Annotated in this window: 15 protein-coding genes; 6 read left to right on the top strand and 9 right to left on the bottom strand. The window is 68.5% G+C overall.

Annotation, left to right across the window (positions count from 1 at the left end; genetic code table 11):
* Positions 1-4: 4 nt before the first annotated feature.
* The 4 genes from ASG75_RS06035 to ASG75_RS06020 form a co-directional block, all read right to left on the bottom strand.
* A complete protein-coding gene (locus ASG75_RS06035; protein WP_056386624.1) occupies positions 5-1135 on the bottom strand; it encodes an ABC transporter permease in 1131 nt (376 codons plus the stop codon).
* Positions 1135-2589 carry a TolC family protein gene (locus tag ASG75_RS06030; RefSeq protein WP_056386620.1) on the bottom strand — a complete coding sequence of 485 codons (1455 nt, stop codon included), beginning with the start codon at positions 2587-2589 and terminating at the stop codon, positions 1135-1137. The genes ASG75_RS06035 and ASG75_RS06030 overlap by 1 nt, the downstream gene beginning before the upstream one ends.
* Positions 2590-2683: 94 nt before the next feature.
* Entirely contained in the window at positions 2684-4108 is a 1425-nt protein-coding gene (locus ASG75_RS06025; protein ID WP_056386618.1) for a sensor histidine kinase, read from the bottom strand.
* A complete protein-coding gene (locus ASG75_RS06020) occupies positions 4105-4794 on the bottom strand; it encodes a response regulator transcription factor (RefSeq protein WP_056386616.1) in 690 nt (229 codons plus the stop codon). Before ASG75_RS06020 ends, ASG75_RS06025 begins: the two co-directional genes overlap by 4 nt.
* A gap of 422 nt (positions 4795-5216) precedes the next feature.
* Between ASG75_RS06020 and ASG75_RS06015 the strand changes: the two genes are divergently transcribed.
* Together ASG75_RS06015 and ASG75_RS06010 are read left to right on the top strand one after the other, a co-directional pair.
* Complete coding sequence (locus ASG75_RS06015; RefSeq protein ID WP_056386614.1) at positions 5217-7400, top strand: M1 family metallopeptidase; 2184 nt, start codon at positions 5217-5219, stop codon at positions 7398-7400.
* The gene (locus tag ASG75_RS06010; protein ID WP_056386612.1) at positions 7400-8320 is read left to right on the top strand and encodes a hypothetical protein; all 921 of its coding nucleotides are present in this window, start codon (positions 7400-7402) and stop codon (positions 8318-8320) included. Before ASG75_RS06015 ends, ASG75_RS06010 begins: the two co-directional genes overlap by 1 nt.
* A 44-nt stretch (positions 8321-8364) precedes the next feature.
* Here ASG75_RS06010 and ASG75_RS06005 read toward each other — a convergent pair whose 3' ends face one another.
* The 3 genes from ASG75_RS06005 to ASG75_RS05995 all read right to left on the bottom strand — a co-directional run bounded on the left by ASG75_RS06005 (position 8365) and on the right by ASG75_RS05995 (position 9849).
* Complete coding sequence (locus ASG75_RS06005; protein ID WP_056386609.1) at positions 8365-8904, bottom strand: GNAT family N-acetyltransferase; 540 nt, start codon at positions 8902-8904, stop codon at positions 8365-8367.
* 5 nt (positions 8905-8909) lie between these two features.
* Positions 8910-9383 (bottom strand): SET domain-containing protein, encoded by a 474-nt coding sequence (locus ASG75_RS06000; protein ID WP_056386608.1) that lies wholly within the window; start codon positions 9381-9383, stop codon positions 8910-8912.
* Between the two features lie 103 nt (positions 9384-9486).
* Positions 9487-9849, bottom strand: coding sequence for a helix-hairpin-helix domain-containing protein (locus ASG75_RS05995; protein ID WP_056386607.1), 363 nt, complete (start codon positions 9847-9849; stop codon positions 9487-9489).
* 206 nt (positions 9850-10055) lie between these two features.
* Here ASG75_RS05995 and ASG75_RS05990 point away from each other — a divergent pair, with 206 nt between their 5' ends.
* The 4 genes from ASG75_RS05990 to ASG75_RS05975 all read left to right on the top strand — a co-directional run bounded on the left by ASG75_RS05990 (position 10056) and on the right by ASG75_RS05975 (position 13878).
* Positions 10056-11480, top strand: coding sequence for a M20 family metallopeptidase (locus tag ASG75_RS05990; RefSeq protein WP_056386605.1), 1425 nt, complete (start codon positions 10056-10058; stop codon positions 11478-11480).
* 22 nt (positions 11481-11502) lie between these two features.
* The gene (locus ASG75_RS05985) at positions 11503-12234 is read left to right on the top strand and encodes a YggS family pyridoxal phosphate-dependent enzyme (protein WP_056386603.1); all 732 of its coding nucleotides are present in this window, start codon (positions 11503-11505) and stop codon (positions 12232-12234) included.
* Positions 12235-12416: 182 nt separating this feature from the next.
* Entirely contained in the window at positions 12417-13124 is a 708-nt protein-coding gene (locus tag ASG75_RS05980; RefSeq protein WP_056386601.1) for a C40 family peptidase, read from the top strand.
* A 136-nt stretch (positions 13125-13260) separates the two neighbouring features.
* Positions 13261-13878, top strand: coding sequence for a rhomboid family intramembrane serine protease (locus ASG75_RS05975; RefSeq protein ID WP_056386599.1), 618 nt, complete (start codon positions 13261-13263; stop codon positions 13876-13878).
* 4 nt (positions 13879-13882) lie between these two features.
* Here the strand turns inward: ASG75_RS05975 and rapA are convergent, their stop codons facing one another.
* Both rapA and ASG75_RS05965 read right to left on the bottom strand, forming a co-directional pair.
* Entirely contained in the window at positions 13883-16717 is a 2835-nt protein-coding gene (gene rapA / locus ASG75_RS05970) for an RNA polymerase-associated protein RapA (RefSeq protein ID WP_056386597.1), read from the bottom strand.
* A gap of 103 nt (positions 16718-16820) precedes the next feature.
* Entirely contained in the window at positions 16821-17498 is a 678-nt protein-coding gene (locus ASG75_RS05965) for a Fe2+-dependent dioxygenase (RefSeq protein WP_056386595.1), read from the bottom strand.
* Positions 17499-17510: the final 12 nt, after the last annotated feature.

Raw genomic sequence — 17510 nt, 5'->3', positions numbered from 1 at the left:
GTGACTATCTCAGCAAGGTGGCGGGGTCGGCGCGGCGCAGGCTGCGCATCGCGGCCAGGCCGGAGACGGCGGCGAGGCCGAGCACCAGGACAATGCACGCCAGTGCCGCCGGAACATTCAGAACCACCGGCACGTCCTGGCTGCGCGCCAGCAGCATCAGCACGATGCCGAGCACGCTGGCGCCGAGCAGGCCCAGCGCGCCGACCCAGAACGCCTGCTCCAGCACCACCTTGCGCAGTGCGCCCACGCCCACGCCGAGCGCGTTGAGGGTGGCGTACTCGCGCACCGAGCCGTTGACTGCGGCGATCAGGGTCTGGCTGGTGATCACCGCGCCGACCAGGAACACGATGCCGGCCAGGAACAGCACGCCGGCGCCGGCGCCGGTATCGAACAGCCAGTAGCGCACCGAGAGCTTGGCGAAATCGCCGGCGCTCCAGGTCGTGTACGGACCGAAGGCGGTGTCGCCGCGCAGGCGCATGGCCACCGCTTCGGCCTGGGCCGGGTCGCGCAGTTTCGCCACCAGGTAGGTCGGGCCGGTGTCGGTCGGGTCGTTGTCCAGCCGGCGCGCGGTGTCCAGCGAGCACAGCACGTTGACCCCGCCGAGCGCGCGCAGGCCGCTGCTGATGCCGACCACGCGCACCTGCTGGCCGTTGATGGTGGCGGTCTGGCCGATGTCGACGCCAAGCTGATCCTGCGCGGAGCGGTCGATCACGATCGCATCCGGTTCGGCCAGCCGCGCGCGCAGCGCCGGCGAAAGTGCCTTGGCGAACATCAGCCCGTCGGCGGCCGGATCGATGCCGGAGACGAACACCGAGACGCCGCCGGTCTCGCGCGGCCCGCGCCAGTCGCCATCGACCCACAGATACGGCTCGACCCGCTGCACCGCCGGGTCCATCAGCAGGCGCGATTCCACGTCGGCGTCGATCGCGCGGCCCAGGCCCACGCTCTGCGTGCCGGGGTAACCCACCCATACGTCGGCCGACGAGCCGGTGATGTACAGACTGGTGCTGCCGAAAATGCCCAGCACCAGCGCGATCTGCAGCAACTGCAGCAGGCCGGCGAAACCGACCGCCAGCATCGCCGGCAGGAAGCGCCGCCATTCGTAGACCAGCGTCTTGCGCGCGAGGGCAACCATCAGCGCGGCATTCCGTGCGTGTCGGCGGACGCCTGCGGCGCGGCCGGTTCCGTTTCCGGCATGGGCAGCGGTGCGCCGCCCAGTGCCTTGAACAACGCCACGTAGGCGAGGCTGTGCGCGGCGCGGGCATCGGCCAGTTCGAGCGCGGCCTGGTCGGTGGCGACCTGGCTTTCGACGCGGTCGAGCGGGCTGTCCAGCTGCAGCCCGGCGCGCACCTGCACGGCCTGGTCGGCGTGCTTCAGCGCCTGCCACGCCAGCGTGTCCTGCTGCTCGCGCTGGCGTTGCTGCTGCAGGCTGCCCAGTGCGGTTTCCACCTCGGCCACGCCTTGCAGCACGGCTTGCCGGTAAGCCAGCACGCTGGCCTTCAGCTCATGCGCCTTGGCGTGCGTGGCGGCCAGCCGCATGCCCCAGTCGAACAATGGAATGTCGATCACCGGGCCCAGCGACGCGATGCCGTTCGGGGTGGTGGAAAAGCGGTGGTTGTTGTTGATGTCGGTGGCCCAGACCATCGAGGCGCCGAGGCCGATGCTGGGGAACAGGTCGGCGTGGGTCAGCGCCAGTTCGCCGGCGGTGCGCAGCACGTCTGCCTCGGCGCGGCCGATCTCGGGGCGCGTGCGCAACAGCTCGGCCGGGGTGCCGTCGAGCCGCCAGGCGCCCAGCTCGGGCGGCGTGCCCGCTTGCAACCACGCCGGGTCGGGATGGTTCTGCCCGAGCAGGACGGCCAGGCGTTGCGCGCTGGCGTCGATCGCCTGGCGTGGCGCGGCCAGCGCGGCTTCAGCCTGCGCCCAGGCGGCCTGCGCCTGGTCCACCGCCCCGGGTGCCGCCAGCTGCAGGCGTTGCTGCGTCCGCTGCAGTTCCCATGCGTGCCGGCGCAACTGGCTGATCCGCTGCAGCAACTGTTCCTGCTGCTGCGCGGTGCGCAGGTCGATCCACTCGCGCACCACTTCGGCGACCAGGGTGACCCGGGCGGCGTGCAGGTCGGCGACGCCGGCGTCCAGTGCGCCCTGCGATTCGCGTCGGGTACCTTCGGCGCGGCCGAACAGGCCCAGTTCCCAGCTGGCGTCGAAACCGGCCACGAAGAACGAGGCGCTGGCGTCCGGGTCGATCGCGTCGTTGGTGCGTGCGTCCAGCGCCGGCAGGTAGCGGGCGTGGGCGCGTTCGTGCAGGGTGCGCACGGCGCGCAGCCGTTCGACCGCCTGCGCCACGTCGAGGTTGTTGGTCAGCGCACGATCGACCAGCGCGTCGAGATTGGGGTCGGCGAACGCGTGCCACCAGCCGTGCAGGTCGGTCGGCCGGGCCGGGTCCTCAGCGACTGCGTGCTGCCATTGCGCGGGCACCGGTGGCGCCAGCTTGGGCAGCGGTGCGGCACAGCCGGTCAGCCCGGACAAGACGACACCCAACACGCACAGGCGCAGCCAGCGGTCGTCAGTTGTCTTGCTCAGTCGAAGGGGCACGGTGCGCGGTTTTCCATGGCGACGGTCCGAGGCAGTGGCGCAGTCGGCATTGCGAGGTGGTCATCCCGCGTCATTGTCGTGGCGGAATCTTTCTTTACCCTGAGACGGGAAGTGGCCGGCCGGTCGAGGAAGGCGCGGGGAAGCGCACTTCCACGCACAGTCCGCGCACTTCGCCAAGCCGATAGATCACTTCGGCGTGATGTCGCTCGGCGATGCGCTGGACGATCGCCAGCCCCAGCCCGCTGCCTTCCTCGTTGCTGCCGGCGGCGCGGAAGAAACGCTCGCTCAGCCGCGGCAGCAATTCGGGCGGCACGCCGGGACCGTTGTCCTCGACGCCGAGGCTGGCGCCGCCGTCGACGCGCGCCTGCAGCCTGACGGTGACGGTGCTGCCGCGGCCGGCATAGCGCACGGCGTTATCGATCAGGTTGTCCAGCAGGTCCTGCACGCTGGCGGCGTCGCCAAGCACGGGCAGTGCCCGCTCGGTGCCTTCGTAGCCCAGGTCCACGCCGGCCCGGATCGCCTCGTGAACGCGTTCGGCGACCGCCTCGGGGATGAACCGGCTCAGGTCGAGCAGCCTGCGTTCCCCGGCGTCCAGCGACGGTGCCTGCGCGCGCGTCAGCGCCAGCAGCTGGGTAGAGGTGCGTGCGGCGCGCTGGGTCAGCCGCCGGATGTGGACCAGGGCGTCGGCTACGGTCTCCGGCCGCGGGTCGGCCATGGCGTGCTCGACGTGCAGGCTCAGTCCAGTCAGTGGCGTGCGCAGCTGATGCGCGGCATCGGCGATGAAGCGGTCGTGCAGGGCCAGCATGCTGCGCAGTCGACCGAACAGCGCGTCGATGGTGTGTGTCAGCGGCCGGATCTCCAGCGGTACATCGGGGCCGTCGATCGGCGTCAATTCATCGGTGCGTGCGGCGAGCCGCGCGGTCAGTGGGTCGAGCACGCGCAGGCCGCGACCGACGCCGAACCAGACCAGCGAAAGCACGCCGATGATCAGCAGCGTCTGCGTCACGCTGGCCAGCAGCAGGATTTCCCGCGCCTGGCGGTGCCGGTCGTGCAGGGTTTCGGCGACGGTGACGACCAGGCTGTCGCCGGGGTCGCTGCGCATGGCGATATGCACCGTGGCGGCGCGCAGGGCGCGCTTCGCCAACTGCGCGTCGTACAGCACCGGGCGGGCGCCGATCGCCGGTACCTGCGCGGGCTGCGGCAATTGCCCGTTGCTGGTCAGCAAGCCATGCCTGGTACTGCTCACGGTGAAGTAGCTGTGGCCGTCCGGGTCGTATTCGAGCAGGAAGCGCGCTTGCGGGGTCAGTTCGCCATCGAGCTGGTCGTTGCCGAGCATCGTCGCCAGGGTCAGCGCATCGTCGCTGAGATCGCGGTCGTGCACCCGGTTGGCATAGGTCAGCGCCACGCCATAGGTCAGCAGCGCGTCCAGCAGCAGCAACACACTCACCGGGATCAACAGGACCAGCAGCAGGCGCCGGCGCAGGCTGGGGCGCAGCGAATGCGCGCGCGGCGGGTTCATGCGTGGCCGTTCCCGGTGTCGTCCATTTCCTCCAGCAGGTAACCCAGCCCGCGGATCGTGCGCACGCCGGTGCCGCTGCCGTGCAGTTTGCGGCGCAGGCGGTGGATGGCGATGTCCAGGCCGTTGTCGGTCAGTTCCTGGTCCCAGTCGCACAGCGCCGCGATCAGCTGGGCGCGGCTGGTGACGCGGTCCACGCGCAGGGCCAGCGCTTCGAGCAGGCCGAATTCGCGCGCGGTCAGTTCCAGCGGTGCCTGGTCGATCCACGCACGATGCCCGGGCAGGTCCAGCCGCAATCGGCCCAGCAGCAGTTCCGGCTTGCCCTGGCTGCTGGCCCGGCGCAGCAGCGCCCGCACGCGCGCCTCGAACTCGGCCAGTGCGAAGGGCTTCACCAGATAATCGTCGGCGCCCAGGTCGAGCACGCGGATGCGCTCGGCCAGGCCATCGCGGGCCGTCACCACCAGCACCGGCATACCCGTGCCGCGACGGCGCAGGCGGCGCAGCACTTCGCTGCCGTCGAGCGAGGGCAGGCCCAGATCCAGTACCAGCAGATCGTAGTCGTGATCGCGCAGCGCCGTGTCGGCCAGGTTGCCCTTGGCGGCATGGTCCACCGCGTGGCCACCGTGCCGCAGCGACGCGCAGATGCCCTCGGCGATGGAGGGGTCGTCCTCGGCCAGAAGAATACGCATTTGCAGGGTACTCCCGGGGTGCATGGAGGGTGGTCGGTCGCCAAGCCAAGTGGCGATTCGTTATCGACCAGTGATGCTTGTTTGCTGCCTGATGGATCGTCGGTGCCGCCCGGAACCCGGACCCTGCGCTCATCCAGACCATCCGTGCCTGCCACAGTTCCCCGGGGTGGCACGTGGGCGCGATTCACGGGCAACCAGGGGTCAGTCGCCGCCACGGCGCGGTGCCTTCCGGACGAGGCAGTTGCGCCAGTGGCACTGATCGGCAGCGCAATCGCTGCAACGTCTACTGAGCTGGCGGACAAGCTTGCCGGCATGACCTATGGCCTATGCCGGCGATGGCCGCTTGGGTGCACTCTGCGGGGATTGCTCAGGGGAGTAGCAAGATGCGGCGAATCGTACGCAAGTGGGGATGTCTGTGCGCCATGGCCGCGTTCTGGCCCTGGCTGGCGATGGCGCAGCAGGCCGCTCCGGCGGCGGCAGCCTCGGTACCGGCCAGCGCTGCCAGCGCGGCGCTTCCCGACATTCCCTTCGCGGCCGCCGATGCCGCCGCGGTCACCGTGCCCAGCGCCGCGAATGCGTGGGGCGGCGAGCGCAGCGGCAGCGAGCCGACCTTGTCCGATCGCGTGGCGAGCTATCGCATCGACGCCGAGCTGGACGCGGCGAAACACACGGTGAGCGGCAAGCAGCACATGACCTGGCGCAACCGCAGCGATCGCCCGGTAAGCAAGGTCTACTTCCATCTGTACCTCAACGCGTTCCAGAACGAGGGCAGCACCTGGTTCACCGAGCGCAAGGTGCTCACCGCGCACGGTCGTTCGCGCGGCGCGGCGGCCTTGAAGAAAGGCGAGTGGGGCTGGATCGAGCTGACGCAGGTGAAGCAGGGCGACGCCGCGTTGAAGTGGCAGTTCGTGCAGCCCGACGGCGGTCCGGCCACCGACCAGACCGTGGTGCGCATCGACCTGGCCGAGCCGGTGCCGGCCGGCGGCACGCTGACCCTGGACATCGACTTCCTCAGCCAGCTGCCGCGGGTGGTCGAGCGCACCGGCTGGTTCGGCGACTTCAACCTGGTGGCGCAGTGGTTCCCGAAGATCGGCGTGCTGGAACTTCCCGGCGAGCGCGGTGCCACCGCGCCGCGCTGGAACGTGCACGAGTTCCATTTCAACAGCGAGTTCTACGCCGACTTCGGCCTGTACGACGTGCGCCTCACCGTGCCCGGCGACTACACCGTCGGCGCGGTCGGCAAGCTGCAGGGCCCGCCCGAGACGGCGAACGGCAAGAGCACGTACCACTTCGTGCAGGGCGACGTGCACGATTTCGCTTGGGTCGCGGCCAAGGGCTACAAGACGCTGGACGGCAGCTGGCAGGGGCCGGACAGCCCGAAGGTCGACGTGCGGGTGATCTATCCCGACGAATACGTGGCCAGCGCGAAGCCGGCGCTGCAGGCCACGATCGACTCGCTGACGTTCTTCTCGAACTCGCTGGGTGCCTACCCGTACGAGACGGTGACGGTGGTGGTGCCGCCGTACAACGCGTCGGAGGCGGGCGGCATGGAGTACCCGACGTTCTTCACCGCCGAGGGTTACGCCAAGGTCGAGCCGGGCACGCTCACGCAGTACATGCTCGATTTCGTCACCATCCACGAATTCGGCCATGGCTATTTCTACGGGCTGCTGGCCTCGAACGAATTCGAGGAGCCGATGCTCGACGAGGGCATGAACGAGTATTGGGACGGCCGCATGACGCGCGACAGCGGCGAGAAGATCGTGCTGGCGTCGGGCTGGATGAAGCGCCTCGGCATGACGCCGGCAATGACCGGCTTCGAAGCGGCGCGGCGCGGCGCCGGCCTGCATCAGCCGCCCGACCCGCTGGGCGCGAATGCGTGGAACCGCTTGTCCAGCAGCAGCTACGGCACGGTGTATTCGCGCACCGCCACCGCCATGCACGACCTGGAGGAGCGCCTCGGCAAACCGGTGCTGGAGCGTGCGATGCACGAGTACTACCGGCGCTGGCGTTTCCGCCACCCGTCGTCGGCCGACCTGCGCGCCACCCTGGCCGAGGTCTCCGGCAACCCGCAGGTGGTCGACGCAATTTTCGACCAGTACGTCTACGGCACCGCGCAGATCGACGACCGGGTCGCCAGCATCGACACCGCCGAAGTACTGCCGCAGGCCGGCAGCACGCTGAAGGACGGCAAGCGCAGCGAGCTCGACAGCGACGCTCTCGACAAGCAGGTCGACAGACAGCGCGAGGACTGGGACAAGGCCCATCCGAACGCGAAGCCGGGCGGCGGGCCGTTCCCGTGGCACAGTACCGTCACCGTGCGCCGCGACGGCGTGCCGGTGCCGCAACTGCTGCGGGTGAAGTTCGCCGACGGCAGTAGCGAGGACGTGCACTGGAACGATGACCGCCGCTGGGCCCGCTTCGACTTCACCAAGCCGGCCAAGGTGGTCTCGGCCACGCTCGATCCCGAGCAGAAGATCTACCTGGATGCGAACAAGCTCAACGACAGCCGGACGAGCAAGGCCGACGGCAGCGCCTCGCGCCGCTGGAGCGCGGATGCCGCGTCCTTGTTGCAGGCCTTCTATGCCTTGGTGGGGTCGCTGTGATGATGAACAAACATGCTTCCCGTCCGGTGGACCTTGGCGCCGCCATGCGCGCCCCGCTGGCGGCCATGCAATGGCGCCTGCTGCTGCTGTGGACGCTGTTGCTGTTGCTGCCGACCGCGGTGGTCAGCCTGCCGTTGTGGCGCAGCCTGAGCGGGTTGCTCGACCACTCGGTGCATGCGCAGGCATGGGCTGCGCAGTTCAGCCCGCTGATGTTCGGCGACACCATGTCGGCGCTCGGCGACGATACCGGCTGGATCAGCGGCGTAGCGATCCTCGGCCTGCTACTGACCTTGCTGCTGTCGCCGTTCCTCAACGGCATGCTGGTCGGCAGCGGACGCGCCAGCCGCGTGCTGGGTTTCGGCCACCTGCTCCAGTGCGGCATCGTCGAATATGGCCGCATGTTCCGCCTGATGCTGTGGTCGATCGTGCCGTATGCGGCGATGGTGGCGCTGATCGGCGTGGCCTTCGACGCGGTGGACCGGGTCGACGCCAGGGCCGTGTTGGAGTCGCAGGCGGACCGCACGTCGTACCTGGCGATCGGGCTGGCCGTGCTGCTGTTCGTGCTGGCGCAGGCCATCGTGGAGTCGGGGCGTGCCGCATTCATCGCCGACGGCAACCTGCGTTCGTCCACCCGCGCGTTCGGTCGCGGCTTCATGCAGTTGCTGCGGCGGCCGTTCAGCACGCTGCTGTGCTATTTGCTGATCAGCGCGATCGGTTATGCGCTGGCACTGGCGCTTGGCGTGGGCCGCGTGCACACCCCGGCGCTCGGCGTGACCGGCCTGGTGCTGGCGATACTGCTGGCGCAGCTGGTGGTGCTGGTGCTGGGCTGGGTGCGCGTGGCCCGCGTGTTCGCCCTGGCCGAAGTGGCGCGCTCGCTGTCGTCGTCGCGACGCGGCAGCGGTCTACCGCAGGCGTTGTAGGCCGCTCTTCATCGTCTTGCCGGCAGCTGCCGGCGGGCGATGGATCAGCCGTAGGCGCGGCGGTGTTCGCGGTGCGGCGGGTAGTAGGCGAACACGTGGCTGTGGCTGCCGTAGAAATCCATATCCTCGATGTGCTCGCCGCCGAGTCGCTCGGCGACCCGGTCGGAGGCTTCGTTGCCGATCCGCACCAGGCTGATCACGCGCTGGGCGTGCAATTGGTTCCAGGCGAAGTCGAGCACGGCATTGCCCGCCTCGGTGGCGTAGCCGTGGTGGCGATGCTCGGGCTTCAGCATCCAGCCCATTTCCAGGTCCGGCCAGCCGTCGGGGTACATCAGGCCGGCGCGGCCGATGAACTCGCCGCTGCCTTTCAGTTCCAGCGCCCACATGCCGAAGCCGCGCAGCTGCCAGTGGCCCAGCAGCATCGCCAGCGAACGCCAGGCGTTGGTGCGGTCCAGCGGTTCGCCGTCGCCGACCCAGCGCGTGCTGTCCGGGTCGGCCAGCATCGCGGCGTAGTCGTCGAAGTGCCGCTCGGTCAGTGCGGTGAGGCGCAGGCGCGCCGTTTCAATGGTTGGAATATCGAACATCACGATCAACGGTGGGCGGCAGCCAGCAGTTCGGCCAGTGCACGGGTGCTGCTGGCAAGACTCTCTTGCCAGGACAACCCAGTGATTGTCTCACCTGTGACCGAATCGACAAAATCCTCGGCCTGGCCGGGCGGCAACAGGTGCCGGTAGTCCACGGTGATCTCGCTGCCGGCGGGCAGTTCGGCCAGGGCAAACACGAAACCCAGGTGCCACAGCCCGTTCGGCGTGAAGCTGTGGTTGATGTAGCACTCGTCCGGCCAGTCCGGCGACAGCGTGTAGCGATCCTCGAACCAGCGCGCGCTGGCGTGGAACTGTGCGCGGAGCTCCGGCGAGGCCATGATGTCGGCGTAACGGAACGTCTGCTCGATGTCGTCCGGCGCGGTGATGATGCGCCCCGCCGCCACGGTTTCGTCGAGGAACAGGCCGTTGCCGGCGCCACGGATGGCGGAGGCGGCGATGTGGTAATGCGGCAGGATCATGGCAGGGCGGCAACAGGATGGGCGCGCGAGTGTAACGCAAGCGGCGCAGCCCGCCGTGGGCCGCGCCGCCCGGGTTCCCGGCTGGCGGGAACCGTCCTGCCGGCTACTTTTCGGCCGCTGCCTCCGCAACGGCGGCCTTTTTGCTTTTGTGCGCCGTCCTGGCGGGTGCGTCCGCTCCGGCGTCGGCCGTGGCAGCTTCGTCGGTGAGCAGGATCGCGCTGCGGTTGCGCTCGATCGTGGCCTTGCCGATGCCCTTGACGTGGTTGAGGTCGTCGGCCTTCTTGAACGGGCCGTGGGCTTCGCGCCAGGCCACGATGGCCTCGGCCTTGGACGGGCCGATGCCATCCAGCGATTTGGCGATGGCGGCTGCATCCGCCTGGTTGATGTTGACCGGTGTGGCGGCGAGCAGCAGGCCCGGTACGGCGAGAGCGAGTGCAAGGGCGATCGCGACGAGTTTGTTGAACATGGCCTTTCTCCTTGGGCGGTGGTGACGGCATCCCGGTGCCGCCAGCGCACTATGGCGCCGGGGTGCAGGGCCGCGCAGTCGGAGGCGCCGCAAGGTCGGCGTGCGCGATGCTCGCTTTCGTCTGTGGGCGGCTTCCGATCGCGTGTCGGTGTGGCCGAAGTGCGGCTGTTACAATGCCGGTCTTGTCCGCCTGATGGAGCTTCACCATGGATACTGCCCGCCTTTCGCGCTTTGTCAGCGGCTTGTGGGACGACGAAATCGTGCCGCAGCTGGTTGAATACATCCGTATTCCCAACAAGTCGCCGATGTTCGACAAGGACTGGGTGGCGCACGGCTACATGGACGCCGCGGTGAAGCTGATGGAAACCTGGGCGCGCTCCAAGCTGAGCCAGCTGCCGGGTGCCACGCTGGAAGTGGTGCGGCTGGAAGGGCGCACGCCGCTCATCTATATCGAGGTGCCGGGCCAGGGCGACGACACCGTCATGCTGTACGGCCACCTCGACAAGCAGCCGGAGATGACCGGCTGGGCCGACGGCCTGGGTCCGTGGACGCCGGTGATCAAGGGCGACAAGCTGTACGGTCGCGGCGGCGCCGACGACGGCTACGCGATCTTCGGCTCGCTGGCCGCGTTGCTGGCGCTGCACGAGCAGGGCATTCCGCATGCGCGCTGCGTGGTGATGATCGAGGCGTGCGAAGAATCGGGCAGCTACGACCTGCCGTTCTATGTCGACCACCTGGCCGCGCGCATCGGCAGCCCGTCGCTGGTGGTGTGCCTGGATTCGGGCTGCGGCAACTACGACCAGCTGTGGCTGACCACTTCGCTGCGCGGCATGACCGGCGGCAACCTCACCGTGCAGGTGCTGGAAGAAGGCGTGCACTCGGGCGATGCGTCCGGCGTGGTGCCATCCAGCTTCCGCATCCTGCGTGATCTTTTGTCGCGACTGGAGGATCCGGAAACCGGCACGATCAAGCCGAAGGAACTCTACGTCGAGATCCCCGCGCAGCGGGTCGAGCAGGCGAAGCTGTCGGCCGAGGTGCTGGGCGACGACATCTACGACAAGTTCCCGTGGGTGGAAGGCATGCAGCCGGTCACCAAGGATCTGGCCGAGCTGGTGCTCAACCGCACCTGGCGTCCGCAACTGGCGGTGACCGGCATCGGCGGCATTCCGCCGCTGGAAAGCGCCGGCAACGTGCTGCGCCCGCAGACCTCGGTGAAGCTGAGCCTGCGCGTACCGCCCACGTTGAACGGCGCCAAGGCCGGCGAGTTCGTCAAGCAGCTGCTGGAGAAGAATCCGCCGTACGGCGCCAAGGTCACGTTCACGCTGGAGAAGGACGGCAGCGGCTGGAACGCGCCGGCACTGTCGCCGTGGCTGGAGCAGGCGGTCGGCGACGCCTCGCAGAATTACTTCGGCGCGCCGGCCACCTACATGGGCGAAGGCGGCAGCATTCCGTTCATGGGCATGCTGGGCGAGAAGTTCCCGAAGGCGCAGTTCCTGATCACCGGCGTACTCGGCCCGCATTCCAATGCGCATGGCCCGAACGAATTCCTGCACATCCCCACCGGCAAGAAGGTCAGCATGGTGGTGGCCGAGGTGGTGGCGCGCCATCACCAGCAGGGCGGCAAGGCCTGAGCGCGATCGTCGGGCCATGAGCATGGACACCGGCTGGCTGGCCGACAACTGGGCGCAGATCCGCCGCCGCGTCGACGCGGCGTGCCGCGAGGCCGGCCGCGACCCGGCCGACGTAGGCATCCTGCCGGTCAGCAAGACGTTCGGCCCGGAACTGATCCGGGCCGGCGTGGCTTTGGGCATGCGCCGCTTCGGCGAGAACAAGGTGCAGGAGCTCCGCGACAAGTCCGCGCCGCTGGCGGACTGCGGCATCGACTGGGTGATGATCGGCCACCTGCAGACCAACAAGGCCAAGGACGTGGCGCGGCTGGCCAGCGAAGTGCAGTCGCTGGACCGGCTGGAACTGGCCGAGGCGCTGGACCGCCGACTGCAGCACGAGGGTCGCGCGATCGACGTACTGGTGCAGGTGAAGACTTCGTCCGAGCCCAGCAAATATGGACTGCCGCCTGAACAGCTGCCGGGTTTCCTGAACGTCCTGCGCGGCTACGACACTTTGCACGTGCGCGGCCTGATGACCCTGGCGATCCACTCCAGCGAGCCGGCCGAAGTGCGTGGCTGTTTCCGCCTGCTGCGCGAGCTGCGTGATCGGGCCATGGTGCAAGATCATGATTTGACGAAGCTTTCCATGGGTATGAGCGGGGATTTCCCGCTTGCCATCGCGGAAGGGGCGACCGAGGTGCGGATCGGTACGGCGATCTTCGGTAGCCGGCCCTATCCGGATTCGTATTACTGGCCGGAGTCGCCTGACGCGGCATAAATCCAGTTGAATCAACGGTTTGAATGGAATGTGCGCCGCGTCGCCGTTTTTTGAAACGGCAGGGTTCAATTAACCTCAATCGAACATCTGGCCGGTCTCTTCTTGTTAAGTTCACTACTTCGTCACGTCGTCAGCTTCAGCTGGGCGGCTAATCCTGTGAACAACAAGGGATTTTTCCCAGCATGCCCATCAAGCAACTGACCGTCGCCGCCGCGCTCGTTTCCGTGCTGCTGGTATCCGGCCCGCTTCAAGCCAGAAACACCCCGGCCGTCATCGACAGCGCGGTCGTTGCCCACCTCGGTTCACCCTTGTTGAGCCAGTTGCCGGCATTCAACCCGGCGCCGGCGCTGGCGCAGTCCGTGGTTCCCGACGCGGCCTCGGTGCTCGCCGGCAACCGTGCCGCGACGGAACAGGCTGCCGTGGCCGACGTCGCCGCGACGGACGAACAGGACGTGGCAGTGGCCACCGCCAGCGCGGACATCACCGACCTGCGCAAGTCGCTGATCGCGATGGCGATGAAACTGCGCGACACCCGCTACGTGCGCGGCGGCCGCGATCCCTCCACCGGTTTCGATTGCAGCGGCTTTGTCCGCTATGTGTTCGCACACGCCGTCGGCATGCAGCTGCCGCGCAACTCCGCTTCGCAGTTCCTGGCTGGCCTCAAGGTCAATCGGGCCGACATGCAGCCGGGCGACCTGGTGTTCTTCCGCACCCATGGCAAGCGGCGCATCTCGCACGTCGGCATCTACATCTCGAACGGCCGCTTCATCCACTCGCCGGCCAGCGGCAAGTCGGTGGAGATCTCCAGCTTGCACGAGAGCTACTGGGCCAAGCGCTTCGCCGGCGCCAAACGCCCGGAAGCGATGGCGCAGGTGGTCGACAAGGGCTGAGCTGTCTTGCCGGTCTCTCCGCAAAGCCGCCGCAAGGCGGCTTTTTGCTTGCCGCGGCGGGTGAACGATTGCCGCCGGGTGCGGTCAGCTGCCCGGTGCGCCGTTATGCTGTCGCTGATCCCACGGAAACTGCCTGATGCCTTTTGACTTGCCGCCCGTCACACGCAACCTGCTGATTGCCAACGTGGCGGTGTTCCTGCTGCAGCAGGTGATGGGCCAGCTTCTGATGGTGTATTTCGCGCTGTGGCCGCTCGGCTCCGGCCTGTTCGGGGTGTGGCAGATCGTCACCAGCGCGTTCATGCATGGCAGCATCACCCACATCATGTTCAACATGCTCGCGCTGTACATGTTCGGTGGCGCGATCGAGCGCACCTTCGGCGCACGCAATTTCACCGTCTACTACTTCGTCTGCGCGATCGTCGCCTCGCTGCTGCAGCTGGCGGTGCTGTGGTTCTTCCCGCCACCCCAGTACGGCCCCACGCTGGGCGCTTCCGGCGCGATCTTCGGCCTGCTGCTGGCGTTCGGCATGCTGTATCCGCACGAGAAGGTGATGCTGATCTTCCTGCCGATCCCGATGCCGGCGTGGCTGTTCGTGACCCTCTATGCCGCTGCCGAACTGACCATGGGCGTGACCGGGATCGAGCCGGGCGTCGCCCATTTCGCCCATCTCGGTGGCATGCTGGGTGGCCTCGTGCTGATCCAGTACTGGCGCGGGCGGCTGCCGTGGAAGCCGAAACGGCGCCTGCTGCGCTGAGGCTTCAGCGCAGCGCCAGGAAATCCGCGCTGACCACGAAGCGCACTGCATCCAGCCGCAGGCGCGACTGCGGCAGTGCGGTGAGCAGATCGGAGCGCTCGGCGGCCACGGCGGCGATTTCCGCCTCGCTGACCGACGGGTTCACCGCGTGCAGCGCCCGCAGGCGCGACAGCTCCGCATCCAGCGTCTCCGTGGCCAGGCTCACGGCCTCGTCGATGCGCGCTTGCCCGCGCGTACCGGCCAGCGTCTCGGCGCGCTCCAGCATCGGCGGCACCAGCTTGCCGAGGAACTTGCGGTAGCGCGCCACTTCGATGTTGCGGTCGCTGGCCTTGCGCAGTGCGATCTCGCTGGGCGCGAAATCGGCGCGCTCGGCCAGCCGGGTGTCGACGGTGACCACGATCGGCAGGATCGGCAGGAAGCGCTCGGCGTCGAGCCGGCGATCGGCCACGCATTCCAGCACGAACACCGCCTGCAGCAGCGCCGTGCGCGGCGACAGCACGTCGTCGACCATGAAGGCGGCGTTGCCCTGCTCGCCGGACAGCGCCAGATCCATGGCGCCGGCGACCAGCGGGTGATCCAGTCGCAGCAGCGGCAGCTCTTCGCGCGCCAGCGCCACCTCGCGCGCGAACGTCACCGACTGCGGGCCGTCGGCGAAGCCGGGCAGGGCGTCGGTGGACAGGTATTGCGGATCGAGCAGCAGCACCTGGCCGCCGAGCTCCTCGGCGTGGATGCCGAAGGCTTCCAGCAGGCGTTGCACGAAGGCGTCGCGGCCGGGGTCGTGGTCTTCGCGGGCGAACGCCTGCTGCAATTCGTCGGCGTGCAGGTCGCGGCTGGCGGCGAGTTCCAGCAAGTGGTCGCGGCCGCCGCGGATCAACTCGGCCATCTGCTCGTGGCTGGCGTGGGTGTCGGTGAGCAGGGCGTCCAGTTCCTGGTCGCGGTTGTCGTCGCCGCGGGCGTGCTCATCGGCCAGCCGGGTCAGCGGCTCGCCGTAGCGGCGCAGCAGCTCGCGGCCGTCGGCGGGACTCATGCGGAACGCATCGACGCCTTCGTCGTACCAGCGCGCCAGCACGTGCTGGGCGCTGTCGGCGACGGCGAGGATGTGGATGTCGATGTCGTGCTTCTGGCCGATCCGGTCGAGCCGGCCGATGCGCTGTTCGAGCAGGTCCGGGTCCAGCGGCAGGTCCCACAGAATCAAGCGGTGCGCGAACTGGAAGTTGCGGCCTTCCGAGCCGATCTCCGAACACAGCAGCAGGCGCGCGCCGTCGGGCTGGGCGAAGTACGCGGCATTGCGGTCGCGCTGGATGATGCCGAGGCCTTCGTGGAAACGCGCCACGCCGACGCCGCTGCGGGTGCGCAGCGCTTCTTCCAGCGCCAGCACTTTCGCCTGGCTGCGGCAGATCAGCAGAAACTTGTCCTGCGGGTGGCGTTCGAGCAGGGCGATCAAGGTGTCGATGCGCGGGTCGGCGGCGTAGTCGATTTCGATCAGTGCCGGCGGCTGCTGGATGTCGGCGTGGAACTCGGCCAGCAGCGCCTGGCGCGTGCTTTCCTCGATGGTGTCGGCGTCCAGCAGATGCCACTCGGGCAGGCGTTTCGGAAAGCCGCCGACACCGGCGCGGTTGTTGCGGAACATCGCGCGGCCGGTGCCGTGACGGTCGATCAGTGCGGCCAGCAGTTCGCGGGCGTGGGCGGGTTGGGTCGAGTCGTTCAACTGCGCGGTGAGCGTCGCGTCGCCGTGGAACGCTTCGGCGAGGGTGATGCGCTGGGCATCGTCGAGCGCTTCGCCGTCGAGCAGGCGGTCGGCGATTTTCGACAGCGCCAGGTAGGTATCGGCTTCGGCCAGATAGCCGTCCAGATCGTGGTAGCGCTGCGGATCGAGCAGGCGCAGGCGAGCGAAGTGGCCACTGCGGCCGAGCTGTTCCGGGGTGGCGGTGAGCAGGATCACGCCGGGGATCGCCGCGGCCAGCTTCTCCACCATCGTGTAGCGCGGGCTGGCCGCTTCCGGCGACCACGCCAGATGGTGGGCTTCATCGACCACCAGCAGGTCCCACGGCGCATCCAGCAGTTGCTGCGCATGTTTGGGTGAGTTTTCGAGAAAGCCGAAATCGGCGATCACCAGTTGCTCGTCCTCGAACGGATTGCCGCCATCGGCTTCCAGCGCCTCGCAGCGCTCCTCGTCGTAGATCGCGAAGCTGAGGTTGAAGCGGCGCAGCATCTCCACGAACCACTGGTACACCAGCGTGTCGGGCAACAGCAGCAGCACGCGCGAAGCGCGCCCGGTGGCGAGCTGGCGCGCGATGATCATGCCCGCCTCGATGGTCTTGCCCAGGCCGACTTCGTCGGCCAGCAGCACCCGTGGCGGACGCCGCGCGGAGGCGATGCCGGCCACGCGCAGCTGGTGCGGCACCAGTCCGATGCGCGCGGCACCGAGGCCCCACATCGGCGAACGGCGTGCCTCGGCACGCCGCTTGAGGCCTTCCAGGCGCAGCTCGAATTGCGCCACGGCGTCGGTGCGGCCACCGACCAGGCGGTCGTCGGCCTGGCTCACGCTCTGCTCGTCGTCGAGCTGGCCTTCGTGCAACTCGCGGCCCTCGCCACGATAGATCAGCAGTTCGTCCTTGATCTCGACGCGCTCGACCAGGAACGCGATGCCCTTGCCGGCGACACGCTGGCCGGCGCGGAACTCGGCGCGCAGCAGCGGCGCCGAGTCGATCGCATACGGGCGCAGCACGCCGGCCTTGGCGAACAGCACCTGCACCCCGCGCCCTTCGACGCGCAGGACGGTGCCGAGGCCAAGCTCGGGTTCGGCGGAGGAGATCCAGCGTTGACCAGGAACGAACATTTTTCAGCCGGGTTGCTTCAGGGGGCCGACGATTATCCGCCGCGGGGCGCGCGCTGGGAACCATCGCCGGCTGCGACGGCCATCCGGCCGCCGCGTCGTGCGCTCAGGTTTCGGCCCACTGGCGCAGCAGGTTGTGATAGACGCCGGTCAGCTGCAGCAGCGCGGCGGCATCGGCACCGGTCTGGGTCAGGCGCTGGATCGAGGCGTCCAGCTCGAACAGCAGGCGCCGCCGGCTATCGTCGCGAATCAGGCTTTGCACCCAGAAGAACGAGGCCACGCGCGCGCCGCGGGTCACCGGCGCGACGCGGTGCAGGCTGCTGGACGGGTAGACGATCAGGTCGCCGGCCGGCAGTTTCACTTCGTGTTCGCCGTAGGTGTCGTTGACGATCAGTTCGCCGCCGTCGTATTCGTCCGGCTCGCTGAGGAACAGCGTGCAGGAGACGTCGCTGCGCAACTGCGCATCGCCCGACAGCGCCATCACGGCGCCGTCGACGTGGAAACCGTACTGGCCGCCGCCCTGGTAGCGGTTGAAACGCGGCGGCAGGGTGCGCAGCGGCAACGCCGCCGCGTGGTAGAGCGGGCTCCTCGCCAGCGCCGCCAGCACCGCTTCACCCAGTTGCCGGCGCAGCGGCGAGGCCTCCGGCAGCTGCTGGTTGCGTTTCACCTGGGCACCTTGCGCGCCGACGGTCTCGCGGCCGTCGGTCCAGTCGGCCGCGTCGAGCACGGCGCGCATCTGCGCGATCTGTTCGCAGCTGAGGACGTCGGGTATGTGCAGCAGCATGGCGGGTTCCTG

It is taken from the genome of Rhodanobacter sp. Soil772, from assembly GCF_001428385.1.
Lineage (GTDB): Bacteria > Pseudomonadota > Gammaproteobacteria > Xanthomonadales > Rhodanobacteraceae > Rhodanobacter.
The sequence above is the reverse complement of the archived record's forward strand: the minus strand, read 5'-3'. Positions and strand labels throughout refer to the sequence as shown.

Bases quoted from the DNA above. Each gene is read 5' to 3' on its own strand.
- ASG75_RS06035 (WP_056386624.1), bottom strand. From the start codon at position 1,135: ATGGTTGCCCTCGCGCGCAAGACGCTGGTCTACGAATGGCGGCGCTTC.
- ASG75_RS06025 (WP_056386618.1), bottom strand. From the start codon at position 4,108: ATGAACCCGCCGCGCGCGCATTCGCTGCGCCCCAGCCTGCGCCGGCGC.
- ASG75_RS06020 (WP_056386616.1), bottom strand. From the start codon at position 4,794: ATGCGTATTCTTCTGGCCGAGGACGACCCCTCCATCGCCGAGGGCATC.
- ASG75_RS06015 (WP_056386614.1), top strand. From the start codon at position 5,217: ATGGCCGCGTTCTGGCCCTGGCTGGCGATGGCGCAGCAGGCCGCTCCG.
- ASG75_RS06010 (WP_056386612.1), top strand. From the start codon at position 7,400: ATGATGAACAAACATGCTTCCCGTCCGGTGGACCTTGGCGCCGCCATG.
- ASG75_RS06005 (WP_056386609.1), bottom strand. From the start codon at position 8,904: ATGTTCGATATTCCAACCATTGAAACGGCGCGCCTGCGCCTCACCGCA.
- ASG75_RS06000 (WP_056386608.1), bottom strand. From the start codon at position 9,383: ATGATCCTGCCGCATTACCACATCGCCGCCTCCGCCATCCGTGGCGCC.
- ASG75_RS05995 (WP_056386607.1), bottom strand. From the start codon at position 9,849: ATGTTCAACAAACTCGTCGCGATCGCCCTTGCACTCGCTCTCGCCGTA.
- ASG75_RS05990 (WP_056386605.1), top strand. From the start codon at position 10,056: ATGGATACTGCCCGCCTTTCGCGCTTTGTCAGCGGCTTGTGGGACGAC.
- ASG75_RS05985 (WP_056386603.1), top strand. From the start codon at position 11,503: ATGGACACCGGCTGGCTGGCCGACAACTGGGCGCAGATCCGCCGCCGC.
- ASG75_RS05980 (WP_056386601.1), top strand. From the start codon at position 12,417: ATGCCCATCAAGCAACTGACCGTCGCCGCCGCGCTCGTTTCCGTGCTG.
- ASG75_RS05975 (WP_056386599.1), top strand. From the start codon at position 13,261: ATGCCTTTTGACTTGCCGCCCGTCACACGCAACCTGCTGATTGCCAAC.
- rapA (WP_056386597.1), bottom strand. From the start codon at position 16,717: ATGTTCGTTCCTGGTCAACGCTGGATCTCCTCCGCCGAACCCGAGCTT.
- ASG75_RS05965 (WP_056386595.1), bottom strand. From the start codon at position 17,498: ATGCTGCTGCACATACCCGACGTCCTCAGCTGCGAACAGATCGCGCAG.